The 19,875-nt window shown below is 68.6% G+C and carries 20 protein-coding genes, 1 tRNA gene and 3 pseudogenes; 8 read left to right on the plus strand and 16 right to left on the minus strand.

Annotated elements, in window-relative coordinates; all coding sequences use genetic code 11:
• Nucleotides 1-37: 37 nt before the first annotated feature.
• Entirely contained in the window at nucleotides 38-409 is a 372-nt protein-coding gene (locus ACQR3U_RS04570) for a VOC family protein (protein WP_230809799.1), read from the plus strand.
• A 21-nt stretch (nucleotides 410-430) separates the two neighbouring features.
• On the opposite strand, the gene ACQR3U_RS04575 is transcribed toward ACQR3U_RS04570, so the two are convergent.
• Nucleotides 431-1,246 carry a DUF5602 domain-containing protein gene (locus ACQR3U_RS04575; protein ID WP_230809800.1) on the minus strand — a complete coding sequence of 272 codons (816 nt, stop codon included), beginning with the start codon at nucleotides 1,244-1,246 and terminating at the stop codon, nucleotides 431-433.
• A 170-nt stretch (nucleotides 1,247-1,416) separates the two neighbouring features.
• Nucleotides 1,417-1,489: transfer RNA gene (locus ACQR3U_RS04580), tRNA-Arg, on the minus strand.
• A 236-nt stretch (nucleotides 1,490-1,725) separates the two neighbouring features.
• Here ACQR3U_RS04580 and ACQR3U_RS04585 point away from each other — a divergent pair.
• Both ACQR3U_RS04585 and ACQR3U_RS04590 read left to right on the plus strand, forming a co-directional pair.
• Nucleotides 1,726-2,547 carry a M23 family metallopeptidase gene (locus tag ACQR3U_RS04585; RefSeq protein WP_230809801.1) on the plus strand — a complete coding sequence of 274 codons (822 nt, stop codon included), beginning with the start codon at nucleotides 1,726-1,728 and terminating at the stop codon, nucleotides 2,545-2,547.
• Between the two features lie 127 nt (nucleotides 2,548-2,674).
• Nucleotides 2,675-4,183: a glutamate-cysteine ligase family protein gene (locus ACQR3U_RS04590; RefSeq protein ID WP_230809802.1), complete on the plus strand. Its 1,509-nt coding sequence runs from the start codon at nucleotides 2,675-2,677 to the stop codon at nucleotides 4,181-4,183.
• Nucleotides 4,184-4,188: 5 nt separating this feature from the next.
• Here ACQR3U_RS04590 and ACQR3U_RS04595 read toward each other — a convergent pair whose 3' ends face one another.
• The 3 genes from ACQR3U_RS04595 to ACQR3U_RS04605 all read right to left on the minus strand — a co-directional run bounded on the left by ACQR3U_RS04595 (nucleotide 4,189) and on the right by ACQR3U_RS04605 (nucleotide 8,297).
• On the minus strand, nucleotides 4,189-6,501 hold the full coding sequence (locus ACQR3U_RS04595) for a M28 family peptidase (protein WP_230809803.1): 2,313 nt from the start codon (nucleotides 6,499-6,501) through the stop codon (nucleotides 4,189-4,191).
• A 74-nt stretch (nucleotides 6,502-6,575) separates the two neighbouring features.
• A complete protein-coding gene (locus tag ACQR3U_RS04600) occupies nucleotides 6,576-7,799 on the minus strand; it encodes a globin domain-containing protein (RefSeq protein WP_230809804.1) in 1,224 nt (407 codons plus the stop codon).
• 54 nt (nucleotides 7,800-7,853) lie between these two features.
• Nucleotides 7,854-8,297 (minus strand): RrF2 family transcriptional regulator, encoded by a 444-nt coding sequence (locus tag ACQR3U_RS04605; protein WP_230809805.1) that lies wholly within the window; start codon nucleotides 8,295-8,297, stop codon nucleotides 7,854-7,856.
• Between the two features lie 146 nt (nucleotides 8,298-8,443).
• Here ACQR3U_RS04605 and ACQR3U_RS04610 point away from each other — a divergent pair, with 146 nt between their 5' ends.
• The 3 genes from ACQR3U_RS04610 to ACQR3U_RS04620 all read left to right on the plus strand — a co-directional run bounded on the left by ACQR3U_RS04610 (nucleotide 8,444) and on the right by ACQR3U_RS04620 (nucleotide 11,403).
• On the plus strand, nucleotides 8,444-9,352 hold the full coding sequence (locus ACQR3U_RS04610; protein WP_006551569.1) for a universal stress protein: 909 nt from the start codon (nucleotides 8,444-8,446) through the stop codon (nucleotides 9,350-9,352).
• A gap of 73 nt (nucleotides 9,353-9,425) precedes the next feature.
• Nucleotides 9,426-10,466 (plus strand): LLM class F420-dependent oxidoreductase, encoded by a 1,041-nt coding sequence (locus ACQR3U_RS04615; RefSeq protein WP_230809806.1) that lies wholly within the window; start codon nucleotides 9,426-9,428, stop codon nucleotides 10,464-10,466.
• A gap of 25 nt (nucleotides 10,467-10,491) precedes the next feature.
• The gene (locus tag ACQR3U_RS04620) at nucleotides 10,492-11,403 is read left to right on the plus strand and encodes a universal stress protein (protein WP_217580103.1); all 912 of its coding nucleotides are present in this window, start codon (nucleotides 10,492-10,494) and stop codon (nucleotides 11,401-11,403) included.
• Between the two features lie 27 nt (nucleotides 11,404-11,430).
• On the opposite strand, the gene ACQR3U_RS04625 is transcribed toward ACQR3U_RS04620, so the two are convergent.
• Nucleotides 11,431-11,700, minus strand: coding sequence for a hypothetical protein (locus ACQR3U_RS04625; RefSeq protein WP_230809807.1), 270 nt, complete (start codon nucleotides 11,698-11,700; stop codon nucleotides 11,431-11,433).
• Between the two features lie 17 nt (nucleotides 11,701-11,717).
• Nucleotides 11,718-12,674, minus strand: a complete 957-nt coding sequence (locus ACQR3U_RS04630) for a nitroreductase family protein (RefSeq protein WP_230809808.1) — start codon at nucleotides 12,672-12,674, stop codon at nucleotides 11,718-11,720.
• A gap of 152 nt (nucleotides 12,675-12,826) precedes the next feature.
• Between ACQR3U_RS04630 and ACQR3U_RS04635 the strand changes: the two genes are divergently transcribed.
• On the plus strand, nucleotides 12,827-13,474 hold the full coding sequence (locus tag ACQR3U_RS04635) for a response regulator transcription factor (protein WP_024103152.1): 648 nt from the start codon (nucleotides 12,827-12,829) through the stop codon (nucleotides 13,472-13,474).
• A gap of 25 nt (nucleotides 13,475-13,499) precedes the next feature.
• Here ACQR3U_RS04635 and ACQR3U_RS04640 read toward each other — a convergent pair whose 3' ends face one another.
• The 9 genes and pseudogenes from ACQR3U_RS04640 to ACQR3U_RS04680 all read right to left on the minus strand — a co-directional run.
• Nucleotides 13,500-15,158, minus strand: a complete 1,659-nt coding sequence (locus ACQR3U_RS04640) for a sensor histidine kinase (RefSeq protein WP_230809809.1) — start codon at nucleotides 15,156-15,158, stop codon at nucleotides 13,500-13,502.
• Entirely contained in the window at nucleotides 15,155-15,802 is a 648-nt protein-coding gene (locus ACQR3U_RS04645; protein ID WP_230809810.1) for an alpha/beta hydrolase family protein, read from the minus strand. The genes ACQR3U_RS04640 and ACQR3U_RS04645 overlap by 4 nt, the downstream gene beginning before the upstream one ends.
• Nucleotides 15,799-16,293, minus strand: a complete 495-nt coding sequence (locus tag ACQR3U_RS04650) for a hypothetical protein (protein WP_230809811.1) — start codon at nucleotides 16,291-16,293, stop codon at nucleotides 15,799-15,801. Before ACQR3U_RS04650 ends, ACQR3U_RS04645 begins: the two co-directional genes overlap by 4 nt.
• Nucleotides 16,290-16,751, minus strand: a pseudogene (locus tag ACQR3U_RS04655) (tellurite resistance/C4-dicarboxylate transporter family protein); the annotation flags it as partial. The pseudogene ACQR3U_RS04655 and the gene ACQR3U_RS04650, both read right to left, overlap by 4 nt.
• A 10-nt stretch (nucleotides 16,752-16,761) precedes the next feature.
• A complete protein-coding gene (locus ACQR3U_RS04660) occupies nucleotides 16,762-17,238 on the minus strand; it encodes a transposase (RefSeq protein ID WP_071934470.1) in 477 nt (158 codons plus the stop codon).
• A pseudogene (locus ACQR3U_RS04665) lies at nucleotides 17,147-17,422 on the minus strand (hypothetical protein); the annotation flags it as partial. The gene ACQR3U_RS04660 and the pseudogene ACQR3U_RS04665, both read right to left, overlap by 92 nt.
• Nucleotides 17,382-18,473 carry a hypothetical protein gene (locus tag ACQR3U_RS04670; RefSeq protein ID WP_230811606.1) on the minus strand — a complete coding sequence of 364 codons (1,092 nt, stop codon included), beginning with the start codon at nucleotides 18,471-18,473 and terminating at the stop codon, nucleotides 17,382-17,384. The pseudogene ACQR3U_RS04665 and the gene ACQR3U_RS04670, both read right to left, overlap by 41 nt.
• 527 nt (nucleotides 18,474-19,000) lie before the next feature.
• Complete coding sequence (locus ACQR3U_RS04675; RefSeq protein ID WP_332108734.1) at nucleotides 19,001-19,396, minus strand: transposase; 396 nt, start codon at nucleotides 19,394-19,396, stop codon at nucleotides 19,001-19,003.
• Nucleotides 19,386-19,691, minus strand: a pseudogene (locus tag ACQR3U_RS04680) (transposase); the annotation flags it as partial. The pseudogene ACQR3U_RS04680 and the gene ACQR3U_RS04675, both read right to left, overlap by 11 nt.
• Between ACQR3U_RS04680 and ACQR3U_RS04685 the strand changes: the two are divergent.
• A partial coding sequence (locus ACQR3U_RS04685) for a hypothetical protein (protein ID WP_428692116.1) occupies nucleotides 19,594-19,875 on the plus strand: 282 nt, incomplete at its 3' end. The pseudogene ACQR3U_RS04680 and the gene ACQR3U_RS04685 sit on opposite strands and share 98 nt — an antisense overlap.

The following is a 19,875-nucleotide window of genomic DNA, read 5'->3' on the forward strand; positions in this document are numbered from 1 at the left end:
CCTCGAAGCCTTCACCGCCTACCGGAAGGAGGGACCGATGACCGTGTCGTCGCCCAACCTGTTCCTGATCTGCGTGACCGACGTCGAACGCGCGACCCGCTTCTACAGCGACCTGTTCGCCATGACCCCGCAGATGACGACCCCGCGCTACGTCTCCTTCGAAGTGGCGCCGGGAGTGCTGTTCGCACTGTGGTCGGGTCGCGCGGAGACCGTGGATGCGACCGCTCCGCGGTTCTCCGAGGTGGGCGTGATGGTGCCGGGCTCGACCGCCGCCGTCGATGCGATCCACGACGAGTGGGCCGGTAAGGGGGTGACGGTCGTGGAGGCGCCGCACGACGAGGTGTTCGGGCGGACGTTCGTGGTCTCGGACCCGGACGGGAACCTCATCCGCGCCTCCCCGCTGGATTGAGCCTCCGCTCGACCGACCGGCCTACGACGCCTCGCGCATCGTGAGCCCACCGAGTTCGACCGTGTACGTCTGCGACGCCTCGTCCCACCACACGGAGTAGGTGGTGGGGTAGAGGCCCTCGCGTTGGTACGCCTCGGGCAGACGGAGTTCCTCGTGGTGCGCGGGCCGCGTCGCGAGCCACTCGCGGCTCAGCATGGGTTCGATGAACGCCTGCCGTCCGTCCCACGTGCCGTAGAGCACGGTCTCGGTGAGGTGGTGTCCCGCTGCCGGATCGTGCTCCGCCTCGGTGGTGTCCACCCAGTGCAGTCCCATGCCCGCGACGGTCGACGTCAGCGGATCCCCGGACGGTGCGTACCCCTCCGGCACGTAACGCGGGTCGGGCACGCGGGCCGCGGCCGGGATGTAGCCGGGGGCGAAGGGATGGATCGACTCCGCCGTGGGCCGATCCAGGAGATAGAAGTGGACGTCGAAGTGCGGGACGTCGAAGCCGTGCTGGGGGTCGTGGCCGTGCGAGTTCCAGTCGACCGTGACGTGGTCGAACGCGGTGGCGGCCGCCTCTTCGGGCAACTCGAGCACGTAGGCCTCGGTGACCGGCAGCAGCGCACCGGGCAGGTCGTCGAGGGCCGCCGCATCGAGTCGCACCCCGATGGTGGCCGGCGTGCCCGCCTCGTCGACGGTGACGTATGTGCGGGCGTTGCCCGCCCCGACGGGATGAGCGGGTCCTTCGACCAGGCCGGAGACTCCCCCGGCTCCTGCGGGAGCGGGAGTGACGAACAATCCGAGGACCGCCGCCGAGACGATCACGGCGAGATGTCGGGCACGAGGCCGAATATCCATGCGGGGTCCTCGATTTCCGTCGTCGTCGAGCGGCATCGTTGTGGATGCTAACTGTCGCGCGAACGGTGGAGGGCTGACTAGATCGAACCGTGATGCGTGGACGGGACGGTGCCCGTGACGTTCCGGGGGTGGGGTCCGGGAGTGCTCGCGGAGCCGGCGGACCCGATGTGTGCCCCCGGCAGGATTCGAACCTGCGACACCCGCTTTAGGAGAGCGGTGCTCTATCCCCTGAGCTACGGAGGCGTCCGGCCGGGCGAAGCCGACCTTGGCGCGTTGTGAGTGTAGCCGCCGGGCGCGTGCCGTAACCAAGCGCCCGTTCTCGAGGCTCTCGAGGCCGGGCGTACGACCTGCAGGTTCCCGCCGATTGAGATCAAGGAAAGGTAACACTGGCCTTTCCCTATACCGTTTTGTTACCTTGGGTCGCCAGGAGCGGCCGGGGGGATACCCGGTCGAAGTCGGGACGAAACAAGGGGCACACTGTGGGACGCCATCAGCGCACACGCGAAGACGAAGCATTCGACCTCGAGACGATTCGCGTGCCGTCCTCCGGCAAGGGCCGTCACCGCGTCGAGCCCACCGGTACGTCCGCTCCGGTCAAGGCCGCCACCGTCGCCGCTGCCACGGGTGCCTTCTTCGCGGTCGGCTCGCAGATCGGCGCCGGCACCGCTGCCGCGCATCCCGGCCACGACCACGTCCAGGCCGAGGCCCCCGCGCCCAGCCTGCCCTTCGAGCTCCCCGCGGGCCTGCTGCCCGAGGGTGTCGAGATCCCGGCCATCCCCGGCATCACCACCCCGGCCGAGCAGGGCGCACCCGAGCTTCCGGCCGAGGTCACCGGCTTCCTCGATCAGTTCTCGGGTCCCAGCTGGCTCGACCAGCTCAACCCCGCTGCTCCCTCCGCCGTCCAGCCCGTCTCCGGCACCCTCACCTCCGACTGGGGTCCGCGCTGGGGCGCCCACCACGGCGGCATCGACATCGCAGCCCCGATCGGAACGCCCATCAAGTCCGCGGCCAACGGCACGGTCCTCGACGCCGGACCGGCTTCCGGCTTCGGCCAGTGGGTCCGCGTCCTCAACGACGACGGCACCACCGCCGTCTACGGTCACGTGAGCACCTACCAGGTCTCGGCCGGTCAGCGTGTCAACGCCGGCCAGCAGATCGCCACCGTCGGCAACGAGGGCTGGTCCACCGGACCGCACCTGCACTTCGAGGTCTGGGACACCGAAGGCACCAAGATCAACCCCAACGCGTGGCTCAGCGATCGCGGCGTCGTCACCGACTGGGGCGGCTACCGCGCCGTCTGATCCCACCGCAGTGTTCGATCCCGCCGCAGTGTTCGATCCCACCCGACGGCACGCCGTCGATCCCACCGCCAGCATGAGCGCGCGCTAGGCTTGGCTCGACAGACCGCGCGCCGACCCGGGGGTTCCATTGGGAGCTGAGATATCCGCACGTTCGTTCACCGGGGAAGACCGGCGGATGTTCCGGAGCAAGGTTCGCGACTGCATGAAGGCGCTCGAGCGGATGCTTCGAGAGGACGTCTTCGTCGACGTGCACTCGTCACCCGAACCGCATCTCGGCATGGAGATCGAGTTCAACCTCGTCCGCGACGACATGTCGCCCGCGATGTCGAACCTCGAGGTGCTCCAGGCGATCGACGATCACGCGGTCTTCCAGACCGAACTCGGCCAGTTCAACGTCGAGATGAACGTCGAGCCGCGACGTCTCACCGGCGACGAACCCTTCGAACTCGAAGAGTCGCTGCGGTCGTCGCTGCGGCGCGCCGACGAGCGGATGCACCTGCACGACGCGCAGCTGGTCATGATCGGCATACTGCCCACGCTCGAACTCGGCGATCTCGAACGGGGCCGGATCACCGCCAATCCACGGTACGAAGCGCTCAACGAGCAGATCTTCGCGGCGCGCGGCGAGGACATCGAACTCGATCTCGACGGTGTGCCGTTGCCCGGCAGCGATGTCGTGGAAACCCTTCGTGCAGACATGAATTCGGTGGTCCCCGAGGCTGCCTGCACGTCCCTGCAGTTGCACCTGCGGATCGCCCCCGAAGATTTCGCGACGCACTGGAACGCCGCCCAGTGCCTGGCCGGAGCGCAGGTCGCGCTCGCGGCGAACTCGCCCTTCCTCGCCGGCAAGGCGCTGTGGCACGAGAGCCGGATCCCGTTGTTCGCGCAGGCCACTGACACGCGTCCGCTCGAACTGCGGAACCAGGGTGTCCGTCCCCGCGTGTGGTTCGGTGAGCGGTGGATCGACTCCGTCCTCGACCTGTTCGAGGAGAATTCCCACTACTTCACGGCTCTCCTTCCGGAGGTCTCGGACGTCGATCCGATGGCCGAACTCGACGCCGGCCGGATTCCCGAACTGCGCGAACTGCAGATGCACAATGGCACCATCTACCGGTGGAACCGGCCCGTCTACGACATCAGCGACGGCCATCCGCACCTGCGCGTCGAGAACCGTGTGCTCCCTGCAGGACCGACCGTCCTCGACACCATGGCCAACGCCGCCTTCTACTACGGGACGCTGCGCGCCCTCACCGACGCCGACGAGCCGCTCTGGCGCGACCTCAGCTTCGACGCCGCCGAGCGGAACCTCGTGCTCGGTGCGAAGTTCGGTCTCGACGCGAAGCTGTACTGGCCGCGCACCGGATGGGTCGGCGCCGACGAACTCGTGCTGCGGTGCCTGTTGCCGCTTGCGCACCAGGGCCTCGAGGCATACGGACTGTCGGCGGCGGTCCGCGACCGCTATCTCGGCATCGTCGAGGGGCGTGCACTGACTCGGCAGACCGGGGCGGCGTGGCAACGACGGCAGGTGGCCCGACGCGAGGCTGCCGGCGAGAACCGTCGCACCGCCCTGCTCGGGATGATGAAGGACTACGTGCAGAACATGGCCTCGGGTACTCCCGCTCACGAGTGGGAGTGACGGCCCTACAGTTGTAGGGTCCGCGTCACGGCCACCGTCGGCTGGACGACGACGCGATCCGCGGGTGGCTCGAAGCCGGCTACTTCGCCGAGATCGTCACCGAGATCGGCGACGCGGACGCCTAGGCGGCTCTCGAGCATGCTCAACGTCAGCTCGACCTCGATCCCGTCGGCGCCGGGAGCCCAGAACAGGAAACCGAAGTCGTCGGACGGTTCGGCGCGGAAGCCGTCCACCGTCGCGCCGTGGACGTGGGCGGTGGTGCTGTCGATCCACAACCCGACAGCCTGGGCGTTCCTCGGTGAGCTCAACCGCAGTCGTATCTTCCGGGCGCTTCCGCCGGTCGTGTCCTCGAGGATCTCGACCTCGGGCGCCTCGAGGTCGGCGACCGGAGCGGGCCCGTGGTACATCGGCCGGTGCTCCCGCCACGGGAAGGCGGTGGGGAGCGATTCGGGACCGGTGGTGAGCAGCCCTTCGCTCCAGTCGGATCTCGGGCCGTCCGGCGATCCCCACACCGCGGCACCCCGATCGGCGTCGAGCGAGTACCAGAGATATTCCTGCCGGGGATCGGTCGCCCCGTCCCGGTTGAGGTAGCCGGCGAGCAGCGTGCCCACCACGACGATCGCGATCGTGCCGGTCGCGGAGACGACGAGCCCGCGGCTGGTCGACGCGAACGGCTCGCACAGCGGGAGTACCGCGGCGAACGTGAATGTGACGAACAGACCGGCCACCGGTGCCCCGTAGAGGAGTCCGGCGTCGAACGACACCAGCACGGCGGGCAGGCCGAAGATCAGCGAGCCGAGCGCGCCGAGGGCGATCGCGACGAGCGGCCACACCGTGTCGTCCTGTGGGAGAAGCAGCGCCACCAGCAGACCCAGCGCCGTCGGCAGGACGAGTACGAGCATTGTCAGCGGCACACCGGCGAAGGGGATACCGGCGAGAGCGAGCACCGCGACGAGCGTGAACGCTCCGCACGTGAGCGCGGCGGCCGGACAGCCGCGACCCCACCACGATCGCGCGACCAGCAGTACACCGAGGGCCGCGACGACCGCCGCGAACTGGAAGACACCCGGCCGGTAGGGTTCGTCGGCGACCGGCGCGGCCATGCCCGGATCGACGGTCTGCACGATCCACCACGGCAGCCACGCTGCGCCCGCCGCGAGGACGGCGGCGAGCAACGACACGGCCACGGCAGCGCCGGCCTGCCAGGCCGACGTCTGGCCGCGGCGCACCCACAGCACGACGATCGCCCCCACGACGCCTGCCAGCACGATCGCCCCGACGACCTCGGCCCACCGCGGCGCGTGGAGCAGTCCCCAGGGCGCGGTCGTCACGACCTGGTCGCCGCCGTCGCCGACGGTCGCGAGATCGGATCCGGCGAGGGTGCGGGCCGTCGCGAGGGAGGTGTCGCCCATGTGCTGCAGCGACGTCCGGCTGAGACGGTCGGGGGTGTCGAGAGGGCTGTGGTAGTACGCCGAGCCCGCGGAGATCGCGGTGTCGAGGGCGTGGTGGCCGTGCTCGGCGAAGCGGCGGTAATCGGTGTCGTTCGGCAGCGCCTCGAAGATCAGTTCGGTGAGGGAGTCCGCGTTCGCGCCCGGTGCCCCCGCCAGACTGTCGATCAGGACGCCGTTCGGTGAGGTGGTCCGGAAGGTCGTCGGCGTACCGGCGTTCCCGCGCGCCTCGTGGTTGAGCACGACGACCGGACCGGCCCGCACGGACTCCGTGCCCACGAACCGGTGGGCGCCGAGCAGACCGTTCTCCTCACCGTCGGTGAGCAGGACGACGACGTCGTTCCGCGAGGGAGGACCGGACTCGATGGCACGGGCGACCTCGAGGACCGTGCCGACGCCGATCCCGTCGTCGCTCGCGCCGGGGGAGCCCCGGACCGTGTCGTAGTGCGCGGCGAGCACGACGGTGCCGGTGGGATCGGTACCGGCTCGGGTCGCCACGATGTTCTGCACGCGGGCACCGCGCTGGGTCGCCTCACCGGACCGCGCCATCCATCCCACGCCGGAGTCGACGCGGGTGGACCACCCGAGATCCTCGAGGACGGCGACGAGATGGTCGCGGGCGGCGGCGTGGGCGGTCGACCCGGGCGGTCGTGGGCCGGTGGCGATCGCGTCGATGTGTTCACCGGCGCGGGCGGCGCTGAAGACATCGGCGGGTGCATCGGTTCCGAGCGGCTCGTCGGACCCGGGGAACAGCGCAACGAGGCCCGCCATGAGAAGGACTCCGATCAGCGCGAGGACACTGCTACCCAGTGCCTGGAATCGGCTACGCGGGGACGGGGCCGGGTGGCGAACAGCCGCGGCGGAGTCCATGGGTGCAGCCTAGCCGCGAATGCAGCGGTGCCCCGGCAGACTCGGCCGGGGCACCGCGATCGGATCGGGTCGGATCAGGAGGCAGGCGCCCAGCTGTCGGGTCCGAACACCTCGTAGTGGATGTTCTCGGCCGGGACGTTGCGCTCGATCAGGGCCTCGCGCAGCGAGAGCATGAACGGTAGCGGGCCGCACAGGTAGGCCTGGGTCTTCGGATCGAGCGGCAGATCGGAGATGTCGGCACGTCCGACGCGGACCGTCTCGAGCGGCCGGCGGTTGCCGAGGTCCTCGTACCAGCGGTACAGCTGGGCCGACGGGATCTTCTCGGCAAGGGTCTCGAGCTCGCGGCGGTGGGCGTGCGCCGCGACCGACCGGTCGGCGTGCAGGACCGCGACGGGACGCTCGTCGCCGACGCCGGCGAGATGATCGAGCATGCCGATCATCGGGGTGCATCCGATGCCGGCGGACGCCAACAGGATCGGGGTGTCGTCCTCGGTGAGTACGAGATCGCCGAAGGGAGTGGTGACTTCCAGCTCGTCGCCCTCGAAGACGTTGTTGTACAGGAAGTTCGACACCTCACCGGCGGGAAGCACGGTGCCGTCGGGTGCGGTGGTCTCCAGGACCCGCTTGACGGTGATACGCCAGTCGCCCTTCGCGGGTGCGCTCGACAGGCTGTACTGACGGATCTGGCGGGCGCCGTCGGGGAGGCGGACGCCGACCGAGAGGTACTGGCCCGGACGGAAGGTGGGCAGCGGGGAACCGTCGAGCGAGGTGAGCACGAACGAGACGGTGTCGGCGGACTGGTGGACGCGGTCGGCGACGCGGACGGTGCGCCAGACGTCGCCGGCCTCGACACCTGCGGCCCGGTACAGATCGGCCTCCATCGAGATGAGGGTATTGGCCATCAGCCAGTACAGCTCGTCCCACGCCTTCGCGACTTCCGGAGTCACTGCCTCTCCGAGGATTTCGACGATCGCCTCGAAGAGGTGCTTGTGGACGATCCAGTACTCGTCGGGCTTGATGCCGAGCGAGGCGTGCTTGTGGGCGATGCGGGACAGGATCGCCTCGACACGGGCGGGATCGGGATCGAGCTGGAGCGTCGCGAAGGCCGCGATCGATCCGGCGAGTGCCTTCTGCTGCTCGCCCTGCTTCTGGTTGCCGCGGTTGAACAGATCGCGTTCGAGCTCGGGATGGGCGGCGAACATCTTGCTATAGAACAACGGGGTGATGTCGCCGATGGCGGCTCCCACCGCCGGGAGGGTCGCGGCGATGACGTCCTTGGATTCGGGTGAGAGCGGCATGGTATGTCTCCTCGTGTGTGTCGTGACGGGCTGCACCGGCAGCCTCGCCGTGGGTCAGCGGCCGGTGGGTGGTTCGAGGGTGAGCAGGACCGGACCGGCGTCAGGGGTCGCCAGGTCGGCGATCGTGACGTCGTCGAGAGCGGCGTAGAAGGCGTCCTGTGCGGTACGCAGCTTCGAGCGCAGGGTGCAGCCGTGACGCAGGGGGCACGGCTTCGCTCCTTCGCACTCGACGACTTCTTCTTCACCTTCGAGGGCTCGGGTGAGCCATCCGAGGCTCGCCGTGCGGCCGAGTTCGGTGACGGTCAGGCCTCCGCCGCGTCCGCGGCGGGTGGCCACCACCCCGAGCTCGCCGAGTCGGGCGACGACCTTCGTCGTATGTGCGTACGACAGATCGAGCTGGTTTGCAATCGTTCTGGTACCGGGCGTACTCCCCGCCGGGCCGGCGACGAGATGCATCACAACTCTCAGTCCGAGATCGGTGAACCTGGTGAGTTGCATGGCCCTACGCTAGTAAATTCGCATTCGCGATGACAATTTTATGTGACGCACATCGCTGTCGATGGAATGCATTGCCACCGAAGGAATCCCGATGTGATGACCAAAGTCCGTATCTGGACGTACCGGATCCGACTAGCCTCACGGACGTGAAACCTCTCGGTGAAGCACCCCGCGACCACAACCACGTAACCGTCGGTGCCGACGGTTCCCCGGCCTCCGAGCGGGCGGTGAGGTGGGCTGCCGCCACCGCGGCCGGCCGGAAGATCCCACTGCATCTCGTCCACGCGGTGGACTTCGCACCGTCGGGTTGGACGAAACTTCCCTTCTTCCGCCCCTCGCAGGTCTTCGAATGGAGCGAGGCCGAGGCTCAGGCACTCCTGAAGGAGGCTGCAGAGACCGCCGAGGCGGTGGCGCCGGACCTCGAGATCACCGCCGAGCTCGCCCTCACCGGAAGCGCCAAGTGGCTCGTCGAACTGTCCCGCACGTCGCGCATGATCGTCCTCGGGGCCACCGGCAGCACCAAGATGGGGGAGGCCTTCCTCGGTTCCACCCCGGTCTCCGTCGCCGGTCATGCCGAATGCCCGGTCGTCGTGGTGCGGGGACCGGAAGGGCCCGTCCCCGACGAGCGACCCGTCGTCGTCGGCGTGGACGGCAGCCCCGCGAGCCGCCAAGCGGTCGATCTGGCGTTCGAGGAGGCATCCTGGCGCAGGGTCGACCTCGTCGCCGTCCACGTCTGGAGCGACCTGAAAGTCGGGGAGATCGACGAGTCGCCCCTCGACTTCGATCCCCGCGCGTTCGAGGAGTACGAGCACTCCCTGCTGTCCGAGTGCCTCGCGGGCTACGGCGAGCGCTATCCGGACGTGACGGTCCACCGGAAGGTCTACGTCGACGGCCCCCGCGCCCATCTGCAGTCCTGGAGCGAGAAAGCCCAGCTCGTCGTGGTAGGGACTCGCGGCAGGGGAGGCTTCAAGGGGATGGTGCTCGGTTCTACCGGAAACGCGCTCATGCGCGAGGCGCGCTGCCCGGTGATGGTGGTGCGACCGGTCACCTCCTGACGGCGGTAGTGTGCGGGGCACATGGACGATCGCGCCCCCGAACGGGGGTGTGCAGCAGGGACGAAGGTGGCGCATGCGCATCGGGATGGGACTGAACTACAGCGGAGGTTTCGCGGAGACCGCGGCGGAGGTGGCCGACCTGGAGAAGGCCGGCCTCGACATCGTGTTCGTACCCGAGGCCTATTCGTTCGATGCGGTGAGTCAGCTCGGCTATCTGGCGGCGAAGACCTCCCGGGTCGAACTCGCCTCCGGCATCCTCCAGTTGTTCACCCGGACACCGACGCTCACCGCCATGACGGCGGCCGGCCTGGACTTCGTCTCCGACGGCCGATTCGTGCTCGGTGTCGGCGCGTCGGGCCCTCAGGTCATCGAAGGTTTCCACGGCGTTCCCTACAACGCGCCGCTGGGTCGCACCCGCGAGATCGTCGACATCTGCCGGCAGGTGTGGCGCCGCGAGAAGGTGGACCATCAGGGCAAGTACTACCAGATCCCGCTGCCCGAAGACCGCGGCACCGGACTCGGCAAGCCGCTGAAGATCATCAACAAGCCTGTGCGCGAACGTATCCCGATCATCATCGCGTCGCTCGGCCCGAAGAACGTCGAGATGACCGCCGAGATCGCCGAGGGCTGGCAGCCGCTGTTCTATTACCCGGAGAAGGCCGCCGACGTGTGGGGCGAATCGATCGCGAAGGGCAAGGCCAAGCGCGATCCCGCACTCGGCGACCTGCAGATCTACGCGCAGACCCCGCTCGCCATCGGCGACGACGTCGACCACATGTTCGACTGGGTCCGGCCCATGGTCGCGCTGTACGTCGGCGGCATGGGCGCCAAGGGCAAGAACTTCTACAACGACCTCGCGATCCGCTACGGCTACGCGAAGGAAGCCGAGACCATCCAGGAGCTCTACCTGGCCGGCAAGAAGGAGGAGGCGGCCGCGGCGGTGCCCGTCGAACTGCTCCGCTCGATCTCCCTGATCGGTTCGGAGGGCTTCGTGCGGGAGCGAATCGCTGCCTTCGCGGAGGCCGGGGTCACCACCCTCAACGTCACCCCCTTCGCGGCCGACACCGCAGGTCGTGTGCGACTGATCGAACAGCTGCGGCAGATCTGCGGCTGACCCACCGAGAAAGGTTCCTCGTGCGATGACCGAGAACAAGCCGATCGTCGTGGCCGTCGACGGATCCGACGCGTCCACGACCGCGGTGCACTGGGCGGCACGGACGGCTGCGATCCGCGGCCTGCCGTTGCGCATCGTCACCGTCGTGCACATCCCCGCCTTCTACTACTCCGAGCCCTACCTCGCGCAGAGCTTCCACGAGGAGATGAAGGCGACGGCCCGCGACCGGCTCGACAACGCGGCCGTGCTCGCCCGGCAGATCATCGACGAGAACCGTCACGGGAACGTCGAGATCACCACCGAACAGCTCGAAGGCAAGGTCGTTCCCACGCTCATCGCACAGGCCGAGCACGCCGACCGGCTCGTCGTCGGCTCGCGCGGCCTCGGCGAGGTGAAGGGCCTGCTCGCCGGTTCGGTCTCCACGGCGGTCGTCTCGCACGCGACGGCGCCCGTCGTCGTGGTGCGGGGCCGCACCTTCGACGGTGCGCCGCCGACAAAGGGGCCCGTCGTCGTCGGTGTCGACGGCTCGGTCTCGTGCCGCGACGCGGTGGAGGTCGCGTTCGAGGAGGCATCCGCACGCGGCGCGACGCTCGTCGCGGTGAACGTGTGGAGCGACGTGAGCGTCCAGCCCTCGCTCGGCGCCGTCCCGGAGGACCCGCACTGGAGCCGGATCCAGACCGGTGAGGAGATCGTGCTCGCCGAACGTCTCGCCGGATACCAGGAGCGGTACCCGGACGTCACCGTCGAACGTGTCGTCGCCCGCGACCGGCCGGTGCGAGTGCTCAGCGAATACGCCGAGGCCGCACAGCTTCTCGTGGTCGGAACCCGCGGACGCGGCGGCTTCAAGGGGTTGCTGCTCGGCTCCACGAGCAACGCGCTGATCCAGACCGCGGACTGCCCGGTCCTCGTCGTCCGGTCGAAGCAGACCGAGGACTGATCCCGGACGAGGGAGCGATGCGGGGCGTCACCCGAAGTCGTCGACGCCCCGCTCGCGCAGTTCCCTCCACGCGTCGGCCGGATGCAGGCCGCGGCTGATCGCGCCGTTCTCGATGAGCACCCCGAGCATCTGCGAGAGTACGAACGCGACGTCCTCGACGCGCCCGCACTCGTAACGGGCGGACAGCCACCCGGAGACGTTGCCGGCCTTGGCGGCCTGCGCCATGTCCAGGGCCGTGCGGAACAACTCGCGGGTCGGATCGTCGATCGGATCCTCGGTCGGTGCGCTCATCGTCACCTCGATCTCTCTTCTCGTCAGAAACCCACGCGCAGGATCACCAGCGGCACGACCGGCAGGTCGAGCATCTCGGCCAGGCGCGAACCGGCGTCCTCGACCCGCAGCGGATGCGTCACGACCGACGCCGACAATCGCGCATCGATGGCCGCGAGCCAGCACCGCTCCACCGCCGCGCCCACCCGGACCAGATCCGCCGGCGAGGTGGACGGGGCGGAGAACAGCAGCACCGATTCGCGCGCGATCGCCGCCGCCAGCGCATCGACGTCGGGGATCCCCGACGTGACCATGGCCTCGCCGGCCGCGCCGTGTTCGTCGAGGGTCGCGCTCCAGGTGGTGACCACCTCGGCGTTGCCGCGCGGCTGCCAGTGGGAGGTCCACGAGAACATCTCCCGCTGGTAGTGCGGGTGACGCCGGCGGGCCTCCGCCGCATAGGCGAGCACCTGCGCCAGGGCGACGGCCTCGTCGGCGGCGAGCAGACGCACGTCGACGTCGGGTATCTCCCCGGCCGCGGCGACGACGTCGGCGAGCGTCTCCGTCGGCACCGGGATGTCGGTGAACGATTCGCGATGGCTGCGCCGATGCGAGATGGCGGCGTACAACCGTAGGTCGCGGCTGCTCGGGGTACCCGAGCCGAGCGTCTCGATCCGGGCGATGAGCTCCGGACGTTGCGGATCGGGCAGCACGGAGGTGCGCGATCGGTTGCCGAGGACCCGGATCGCGAGCTCGAGATTCGCGAGGGCCGTGCCACACGAGATCAACCGGTCGACGCGCAGCGGGTCCGGTCCCGGCTCGGCGAACTCGAGGCGTTCCTCCAGTTCGGCGCTGTGATCGGGCAGTCGCAGATTCCACGGTTGCGTGTCGTGTACCGAGGGTGCCTCCACCACCGCACGCGCAATGATCTCGGTGTCACCGAGCGACCAGGTTCCGGCATCGACAGTCACGACATCCTCCGCGTCGGCTCGTTCGTCCCACATGTCCACCTCTGCTCCTCCAGCGTCTCCCGGGCGGGTGCCCGCGGGGCAGGGGGAGAAGGTCCCCAGATGGGTGTCGAACGGCCCCGAGGACGTGGGTATCGCGGTACACCTGGGACAATGACGGGACAGCATGTCAACGAAAGGTGCCCGAGATGACCCGCGTGTTCCTCGTCGACGATCACGAGATCGTGCGGCGCGGCCTGGTGGATCTGCTGAGCAGCGTGCCCGACTTCACCGTCGTCGGTGAGGCCGCCTCGGTTGGGGAGGCCCTGGCCCGTGTGCCCGAGAGCGGTGCCGACGTCGCGGTGCTCGACGTGCGGCTTCCCGACGGCAACGGTGTCGAACTGTGCCGCGAGCTGCGTACCCGCATGCCGGGTCTGCGCGCCCTGATGCTCACCTCCTACGCCGACGACGAGGCGCTCCTCGACGCGATCATGGCGGGTGCCTCGGGGTTCGTGCTCAAGCAGATCCTCGGCACCGACCTCGTCTCGGCGATCCGCACCGTCGGCGAGGGCGGCTCGTTGCTGGACAGCCGCGCCACCGCCGCCCTCATGGAGCGGATCCGGGCGTCGCGCACGGCCGATCCGCTGGCCGAGCTGTCGGAGCAGGAACGCGCCGTCTTCGAACTCATCGGTGAGGGCCTGACCAACCGGGAAATCGCCGAACGGCTGTTCCTCGCGGAGAAGACCGTGAAGAACTACGTCTCGCGGCTGCTGGCGAAGCTCGGCATGCAGCGCCGCACGCAGGCCGCGGTGCTCGCCACCGAGCTGCGCAACGAGCGCGGCAAGCCGACGTCCTAGTCCGATGCGGGCGGGACCCGTTCCGTCAGAGCGGGACCGCCCACAGCACCCGGGTGCCGCGCGGGTGGGCCGGACCGATCTCGCACGACCCGCCGCACTGCACGGCGCGCCGCTCGAGGTTCGCCAGCCCGCTGCGGCTAGGCATGTCGGGCAGACCCGTGCCGTCGTCGAGGATCTCGATCCGGAAGTCGTCCTGAACCGAGACCGACACCGAGATGTTGTCGGACTGGGAATGGCGCAGCGCGTTGCTCAGCCCTTCGCGGAGCACGGCCTCCGCGTGTGGGTGGATGCGCATCGGCACCAGCGTGTCGATGGGTCCGACGAACTGCACGTTGGGCGCCACCGAGGAGTGGATGCTCAGATCGCCCACGACGTCCAGCAACCTCCGGCGCAGACTGTTCGACGCCGCCGCGCCGGTGGTGTGCAGATCGAATATGGTCGTGCGGATCTCGCGCACCGTCCGGTCGAGCTGTTCGATCGCGTGGCGGATCACCTCCACCACGCGTGCGGTGTCCGCCCCGTCCGCGGTCGCACTCTGCAAGCTCATACCCGTGGCGAACAGGCGCTGGATGACGTTGTCGTGCAGGTCCTGTGCGATGCGATCGCGATCGGCCAGCACGTCGAGCAACCGTTTCTTGCGTTGCTGTTCGGCGAATTCGAGGGCCACGGCCGCGAGGTTCGCCATGGATTCGAAGCGGGCCACGTCCTCGTCGTCCCACGGTTCGGTACCGGCCTCGCGGGTCGCGACGAGCACACCCGTGACCGTCGACGTCGCCGACAGCGGCAGCACCACCGCGTGTCCTTCGTCGCCCTGCTCCATCGGTGGCAGTCCCTCGAGGGTATCGAGGTGCATCGGCTGCCTGCTCTTGAGCGCTTTCAGCACAGGCGATCCGGTGAGATCGAAACGCTTGTCCTTCCCGCACGGCGCCGCGGGGGACGCGGCCTGCAGGCGGCCGTGGTGGCCGTCGACGAGCATCACATAGGCGCCCGCACACCGGGCGAGTTCGCGGACCTGGCCGGTGAGCATCGACAGCGTCTCGTCCACGGACCCGCCCATCAGCAGCCGGGAGTTGATGGATGCCATTGCGGTAAGCCATCTCTCGCGGTCGAGGGAGCCCTCGAACAGGCGCGCGTTCTCGACGGCCACACCGGCGGACATCGCGAGCACCTTGAGGATCACCTCGTCCTCTTCGGTGAACTCGGGTGCGCCCAGTTTCTCGGTGAGGTAGATGCTGCCGAAAACCTTGCCGCGCACCATGATCGGAGTTCCGAGGAAGCTCTTCATGGGCGGATGGTTGGGCGGGAAACCGATGGAGGCGGAATGCTTCGACAGGTCGCCGAGACGGACCGGCCGGGGATCGTTGATGAGCAGACCCAGGATGCCCCGGCCCTCGGGCAGATGGCCCATCACCTCGCGCTGCGTCGGATTGATCCCGACGTACACGAACTCCGACAGACCACCGTCGGCGGCGCGCACGCCGAGCGCGCCGTAGCGGGCGTCGAGAAGGGCGGTCGCGGCGGAGACGATGCGCTGGAGCATGGAGTCGAGTTCGAGACCCGACCCCACCACGAGCACCGCTTCGAGCAGTCCGCGCAGGGTCGTCGGGGCGTCGACGGAATCGTCGAGCCGGTCGCGGAGCTCGGCGAGCAGCGTGTCGATGGCGACGTCGGTGGGTTCGATCATGACTTCTTCTCTTCCAGCAGGTGCAGCGCGGCGGACACGGCGGATTCCGAGGGATCCGTCTTCGCGCGGCTCAGGTCGTGTGCGGCCCCGGTGACCTCGATGAGAGTCGTGGCCGCGGGCAGGAGATCGAGTGCCTCCCGCAGTTCGTCGAAGGTACCGAAGGGGTCGCGGTCGCCGTGGACGAACACCGTGGGCACCGATATCTTCGGCAGGTGCTCGGTGCGCAGCTTCTCCGGCTTGCCCGGGGGATGGAGGGGATAGGACAGCAGGACGAGGGCGTCGGCGATGCCGGGTTCGTCGGCCGCGAGCATCGACGTCTGCCGGCCGCCGTAGGAGACGCCGCCGAGCAGTAAGGGCCCGGACACGCGGTCGCGCAGCTCCGCGGCCGCGGAGGACACACCCTCGCGGTCCTCCGCGGCGCGGGACGGCTGCGGGGGTCCCTTGGGCTTGCGACGGCGAAACGGCAGGTCGTAGCGCAGGGCGAGGAAGCCGGCATCGGCGAACCGGGAGCACATCAGCTGCAGGATCCGGGCGTCGCAGTTGCCGCCGGCGCCGTGCGTCAACGCGACGGCACCCCGCGGACTGCCCTCGGGAAGATGCAGGTGACCGGCCACGGTGCCGGTGTCCAGCGGTTCGACATTCACACCGATACGGTAACCGCCGCGTCGGCGACGGCACCGGTGACGAAGCCGTAGACGCTCTTGTGGAGGACGTCGATCGCCAGCTCGGAACGGGGCCACGTTTGCGGGGGTGCTCCCACGCCGGTCGCGTTCTCGAGGATCTGGTCGTTGGTCAGACGGACGACGGTGAACTTCGACGATGCGAGCGGCCCCCGCAGGCCCACCTCGGCCATGACCGAACGCAGGACGCCGAGGGCGATATCCTGCCCGAAGTGCATCGCCCAGTTCAGGGCGGTCGAGTGCTGTCCGGCCGATTCCGAGGCGCCCGTCAACCGTGCGAGTACGCGGCCCGGCACGTGGGAGTTCGGTCGCCCGGCGACGGCCTGCTCGATCTTCTCCCCGATGGTCATGGCGGCCACGCCGGCCGCACCGGCGACCAGGCCTGTGGCCCTGGCTGTCGTGCTCGCCGTCCGCTGGTACGGCGGGATGGGGCGGGCCCGAGCACGGGCGGTCACCGTCGGTCGCGCTCGACCGGCCGTATGAGCCGTACCCACATGCGGTGCAGCATCGCGGCGAACACCGCGACCCAGGCCGCCACCGCGACCCAGGCCGCCACCGCGACCCACAATTCGGCGGCGCCGATCGCGCCGACCAGTGGCAGATCGTCGGCGCGACCCAGATACATCCCCGCGATCGCGTACATGCCGAGCGGGAAGACGATCGACCACAGGGACGAGTCGTAGTCCAGCCGCACCCGGTGGACGCGGTGTCGCCACCAACCGGCCGCGACGAGCGGGGGGAGCAGCCACGTCGCGAAGACCCAGATGACGACGGCGAGGCCCGCGATCAGTCCGCGGGTCGCGTCGACCATCGGTGCGTCGTCCATCTCGACGATCCGTGAACCCGCCACGACGGTGATCGAGCACGCTCCCATCGACACCCAGTAAGGGGCTCTCCGCATTTGAGCGGGGCGTGTGCTGATTTCATGCTGCTGGTCTCTGCCCTCGGGTGAGGGCGATGTGGACCATGATGCGCCTTCGGTAGTTGTCCATGTTGGTGAAGCCGCATCCGACACGCTTGGTTTGCTTGATGATCCGGTTGAAGCCCTCGGTGCGGGCGTTGGTCACGTCCTCGGTGAGCGCGACGAGCACCGCTGGCCACCAGGTGTCGATCGTGGTCGCCAGGCGGCTGGTTTCCTCCATGTCGGCGCGGGCGGCGGCGTCGTAGAAGTCGTACAGCCTGCGCCGGATCTGGTGCGGCTGGTGTTCGGCCAGCAGCAGGCGCAGGCGTTCCTTGACGGCATGCGCGGCGGCCGTGCAGTTGCCGGGTGATCCGTTGACGGACCTGGGTGACCATGAGGTTGGCGAGGGCGACGAGATGCCACTTGTCGACTGCGATCCGCGCGTCCGGCAGGGCGGTGCGGATCCCGGATCGACAGGTACAACAGCGCCCGCCCGCACACCCGCCTCGGCAACGCCCCACCCGCCGAGTACGAGGCAGCGCACTGCGCTGAGCCCACCAAGTCATCGCGACCGGCAATGACACCTGCATAGACGTGGCATCAACGCGTAGATGTTTCAGTTTCTTCTGTGCTGGGGCTGTGTCAGGTGCTGGACCGGGTGTAGGCAGCGGCGCGCACCACATCGTCGTCCTCCAGTCCAGCTCCTAGTGCTCCGCCCACGGTGGCCAGGCTGGCGGTGAGCCAGCTGATCTTCGCGTAGTCCAAAGCGTTCACTGGGTGACCGGCGACACCGGCCAGTACCTGCTCGTCGATGAGCAGCAGCGCGCCGACCCAGGACAGGATGAATAAGCCGAGGTAGAACACCACAACCCCGATGGCCACGGTCGCGGTGGTGGCCAAATTGAACAGGATCACCTGCTCACGTTGGGCTCGCCGCCGTGGGCGCTCCCACAAGTCGGCTCCCAGGATCAGGGTGGCACTCACCGCCCCGATCGCCATCACCGCCAGCAGGACCAGGCGCACTGGCCCGTAGGCCATGGCCAGTACCCATAGGTCCGAGGCCACCAATGTCAGCATGCCGGTGGCCGCTGCCACGACCATCGCCCGGGAGAGCCGGGCCACGAAGGCCCAAGGCTGGTTGGCGCGGATCATGCCCAGCAGCAACCGCACGTTGCCGCTCAGCACTCGGGCCGTGAACTGCACGACGTTGTCGTCCGGGCGTTCGTCGAGATCGGTGGACAGCTGGTGGGCTCTTCGAGCAAGATCCCGCTGGGCGTTGAGGTCTTCGGCGTCGTAGCCCAGGAGCTGCCCGACCACGTGCACGGTGGTCTCTTGCACCTTCTGCCGCACGTGCACGGCTCCCAGGGTTGGGACGGAGACCAGTCCTACCCCGTGCACGGGGCTGAGCTGGGTGAGCACCGGACGTCGGCCGGTCTTCAGGGGGATCTCGGTGAGCACCACGGCCAAATCCCAGTTCTCCTCCAGCACGCGGTTTCGGGCCGCCTCCAGCAGGTCCAAGGTCTCGGTGGGTGGATCGACCAGCCGGTCTTCGGCCATCTTCAGTTGCCAGCGCACTCCCGGATACCGCTGCACCAAAATCTTGCGCACCGAGGTGGTGACCTCGGGGCCGAGCATCGCACTCAGGGATGGTGAGACCACCAGGCCGATGAGCAGCTCGGCATCGGAATGGGGTTCGGCAGGATCGGCGGTGGATCGGCAACGCTTAGCAGTCACCGCTCCATGGTGAGGCAACCACGGGCCGATTGCCACTGGCTCGATGGAGCCCCAAGATTTCGTGCAGCACCGCGGGCCGGATTCGGTGGTCGCCTCGATCCCGGAGAGAGCGGTGCTGCTCACTGCGAAATCCTCTCCCCGCCGACGCCGCCAGCGCGAAGACATCACAGCCAGCGGGCCCGGGACCTGCCGGTGTCGAGGACGGCTTCTCGATGATGCTGCAGTGACGGATCGGTTGAAGTGCTTCGGCGGTGTGGGAGCAGTGATCAGCGTGGGGCCGGTCGATTCCGTTCGGACAGGTGATGCATCGACTGCCCAGCGGCAGGTGCGGTACTGATGCGGGGGTACCCGGTGCAGGGGTGTCAAGGCCCAGCTCCGAAGACGGCAAGCCGGGCACGTGAAAGGCGAATTATGGCCCGCCGCAACCCGAGCGGGAAGGCATGTGTGGCACGAGGCGCCGAAGACGGGCCGGGCGTTTACTGCAGAGATAAATGGCTCTCCGCATTTGAGCGGGGCGTGTGCTGATTTCATGCTGCTGGTCTCTGCCCTCGGGTGAGGGCGATGCGGACCATGATGCGCCTTCGGTAGTTGTCCATGTTGGTGAAGCCGCATCCGACACGCTTGGTTTGCTTGATGATCCGGTTGAAGCCCTCGGTGCGGGCGTTGGTCACGTCCTCGGTGAGCGCGACGAGCACCGCTGGCCACCAGGTGTCGATCGTGGTCGCCAGGCGGCTGGTTTCCTCCATGTCGGCGCGGGCGGCGGCGTCGTAGAAGTCGTACAGCCTGCGCCGGATCTGGTGCGGCTGGTGTTCGGCCAGCAGCAGGCGCAGGCGTTCCTTGACGGCATGCGCGGCGGCCGTGCAGTTGCCGGGTGATCCGTTGACGGACCTGGGTGACCATGAGGTTGGCGAGGGCGACGAGATGCCACTTGTCGACTGCGATCCGCGCGTCCGGCAGGGCGGTGCGGATCCCGCCCGCGTACGGCGCGGACGGGTCGATCACGACCAGGTCGATGCCGGCCCGGAACGCGGGTGTCTGCAGCGCGAGCCAGTCGATCACGCACGCCCCGGAGCGTCCCGGGGTCAGCCCGAGAAGGTGCCCGGGCAGGGTGGGGTCGGCGTTGACGAACGAGGTCATCCACGGGTTCGACCGTGTCCAGCCGGCCTCTTCGAGCACCCAGCGCACCGACCGGGCGCGGGTCTCGTCGATGCCGAGCACGCGGGTGGGTTCCGGCTCGGGCAGCCACTGGTTGGCCAGTGCGATGAGCGCCCGGTGCGCGGTCGACCACGCCACCTGGTACTCGCTAGTGGTCTGTCTGCGAAATAATACGGTAGATTGTAGTATGCCTGTCATGACTGCGGCGGCCATGCCTGCAACCGATACCCAGCGTGTGGAACTGGCG

It is taken from the genome of Rhodococcus sp. IEGM1339 (assembly GCF_050321925.1).
GTDB lineage: Bacteria > Actinomycetota > Actinomycetes > Mycobacteriales > Mycobacteriaceae > Rhodococcus > Rhodococcus pyridinivorans.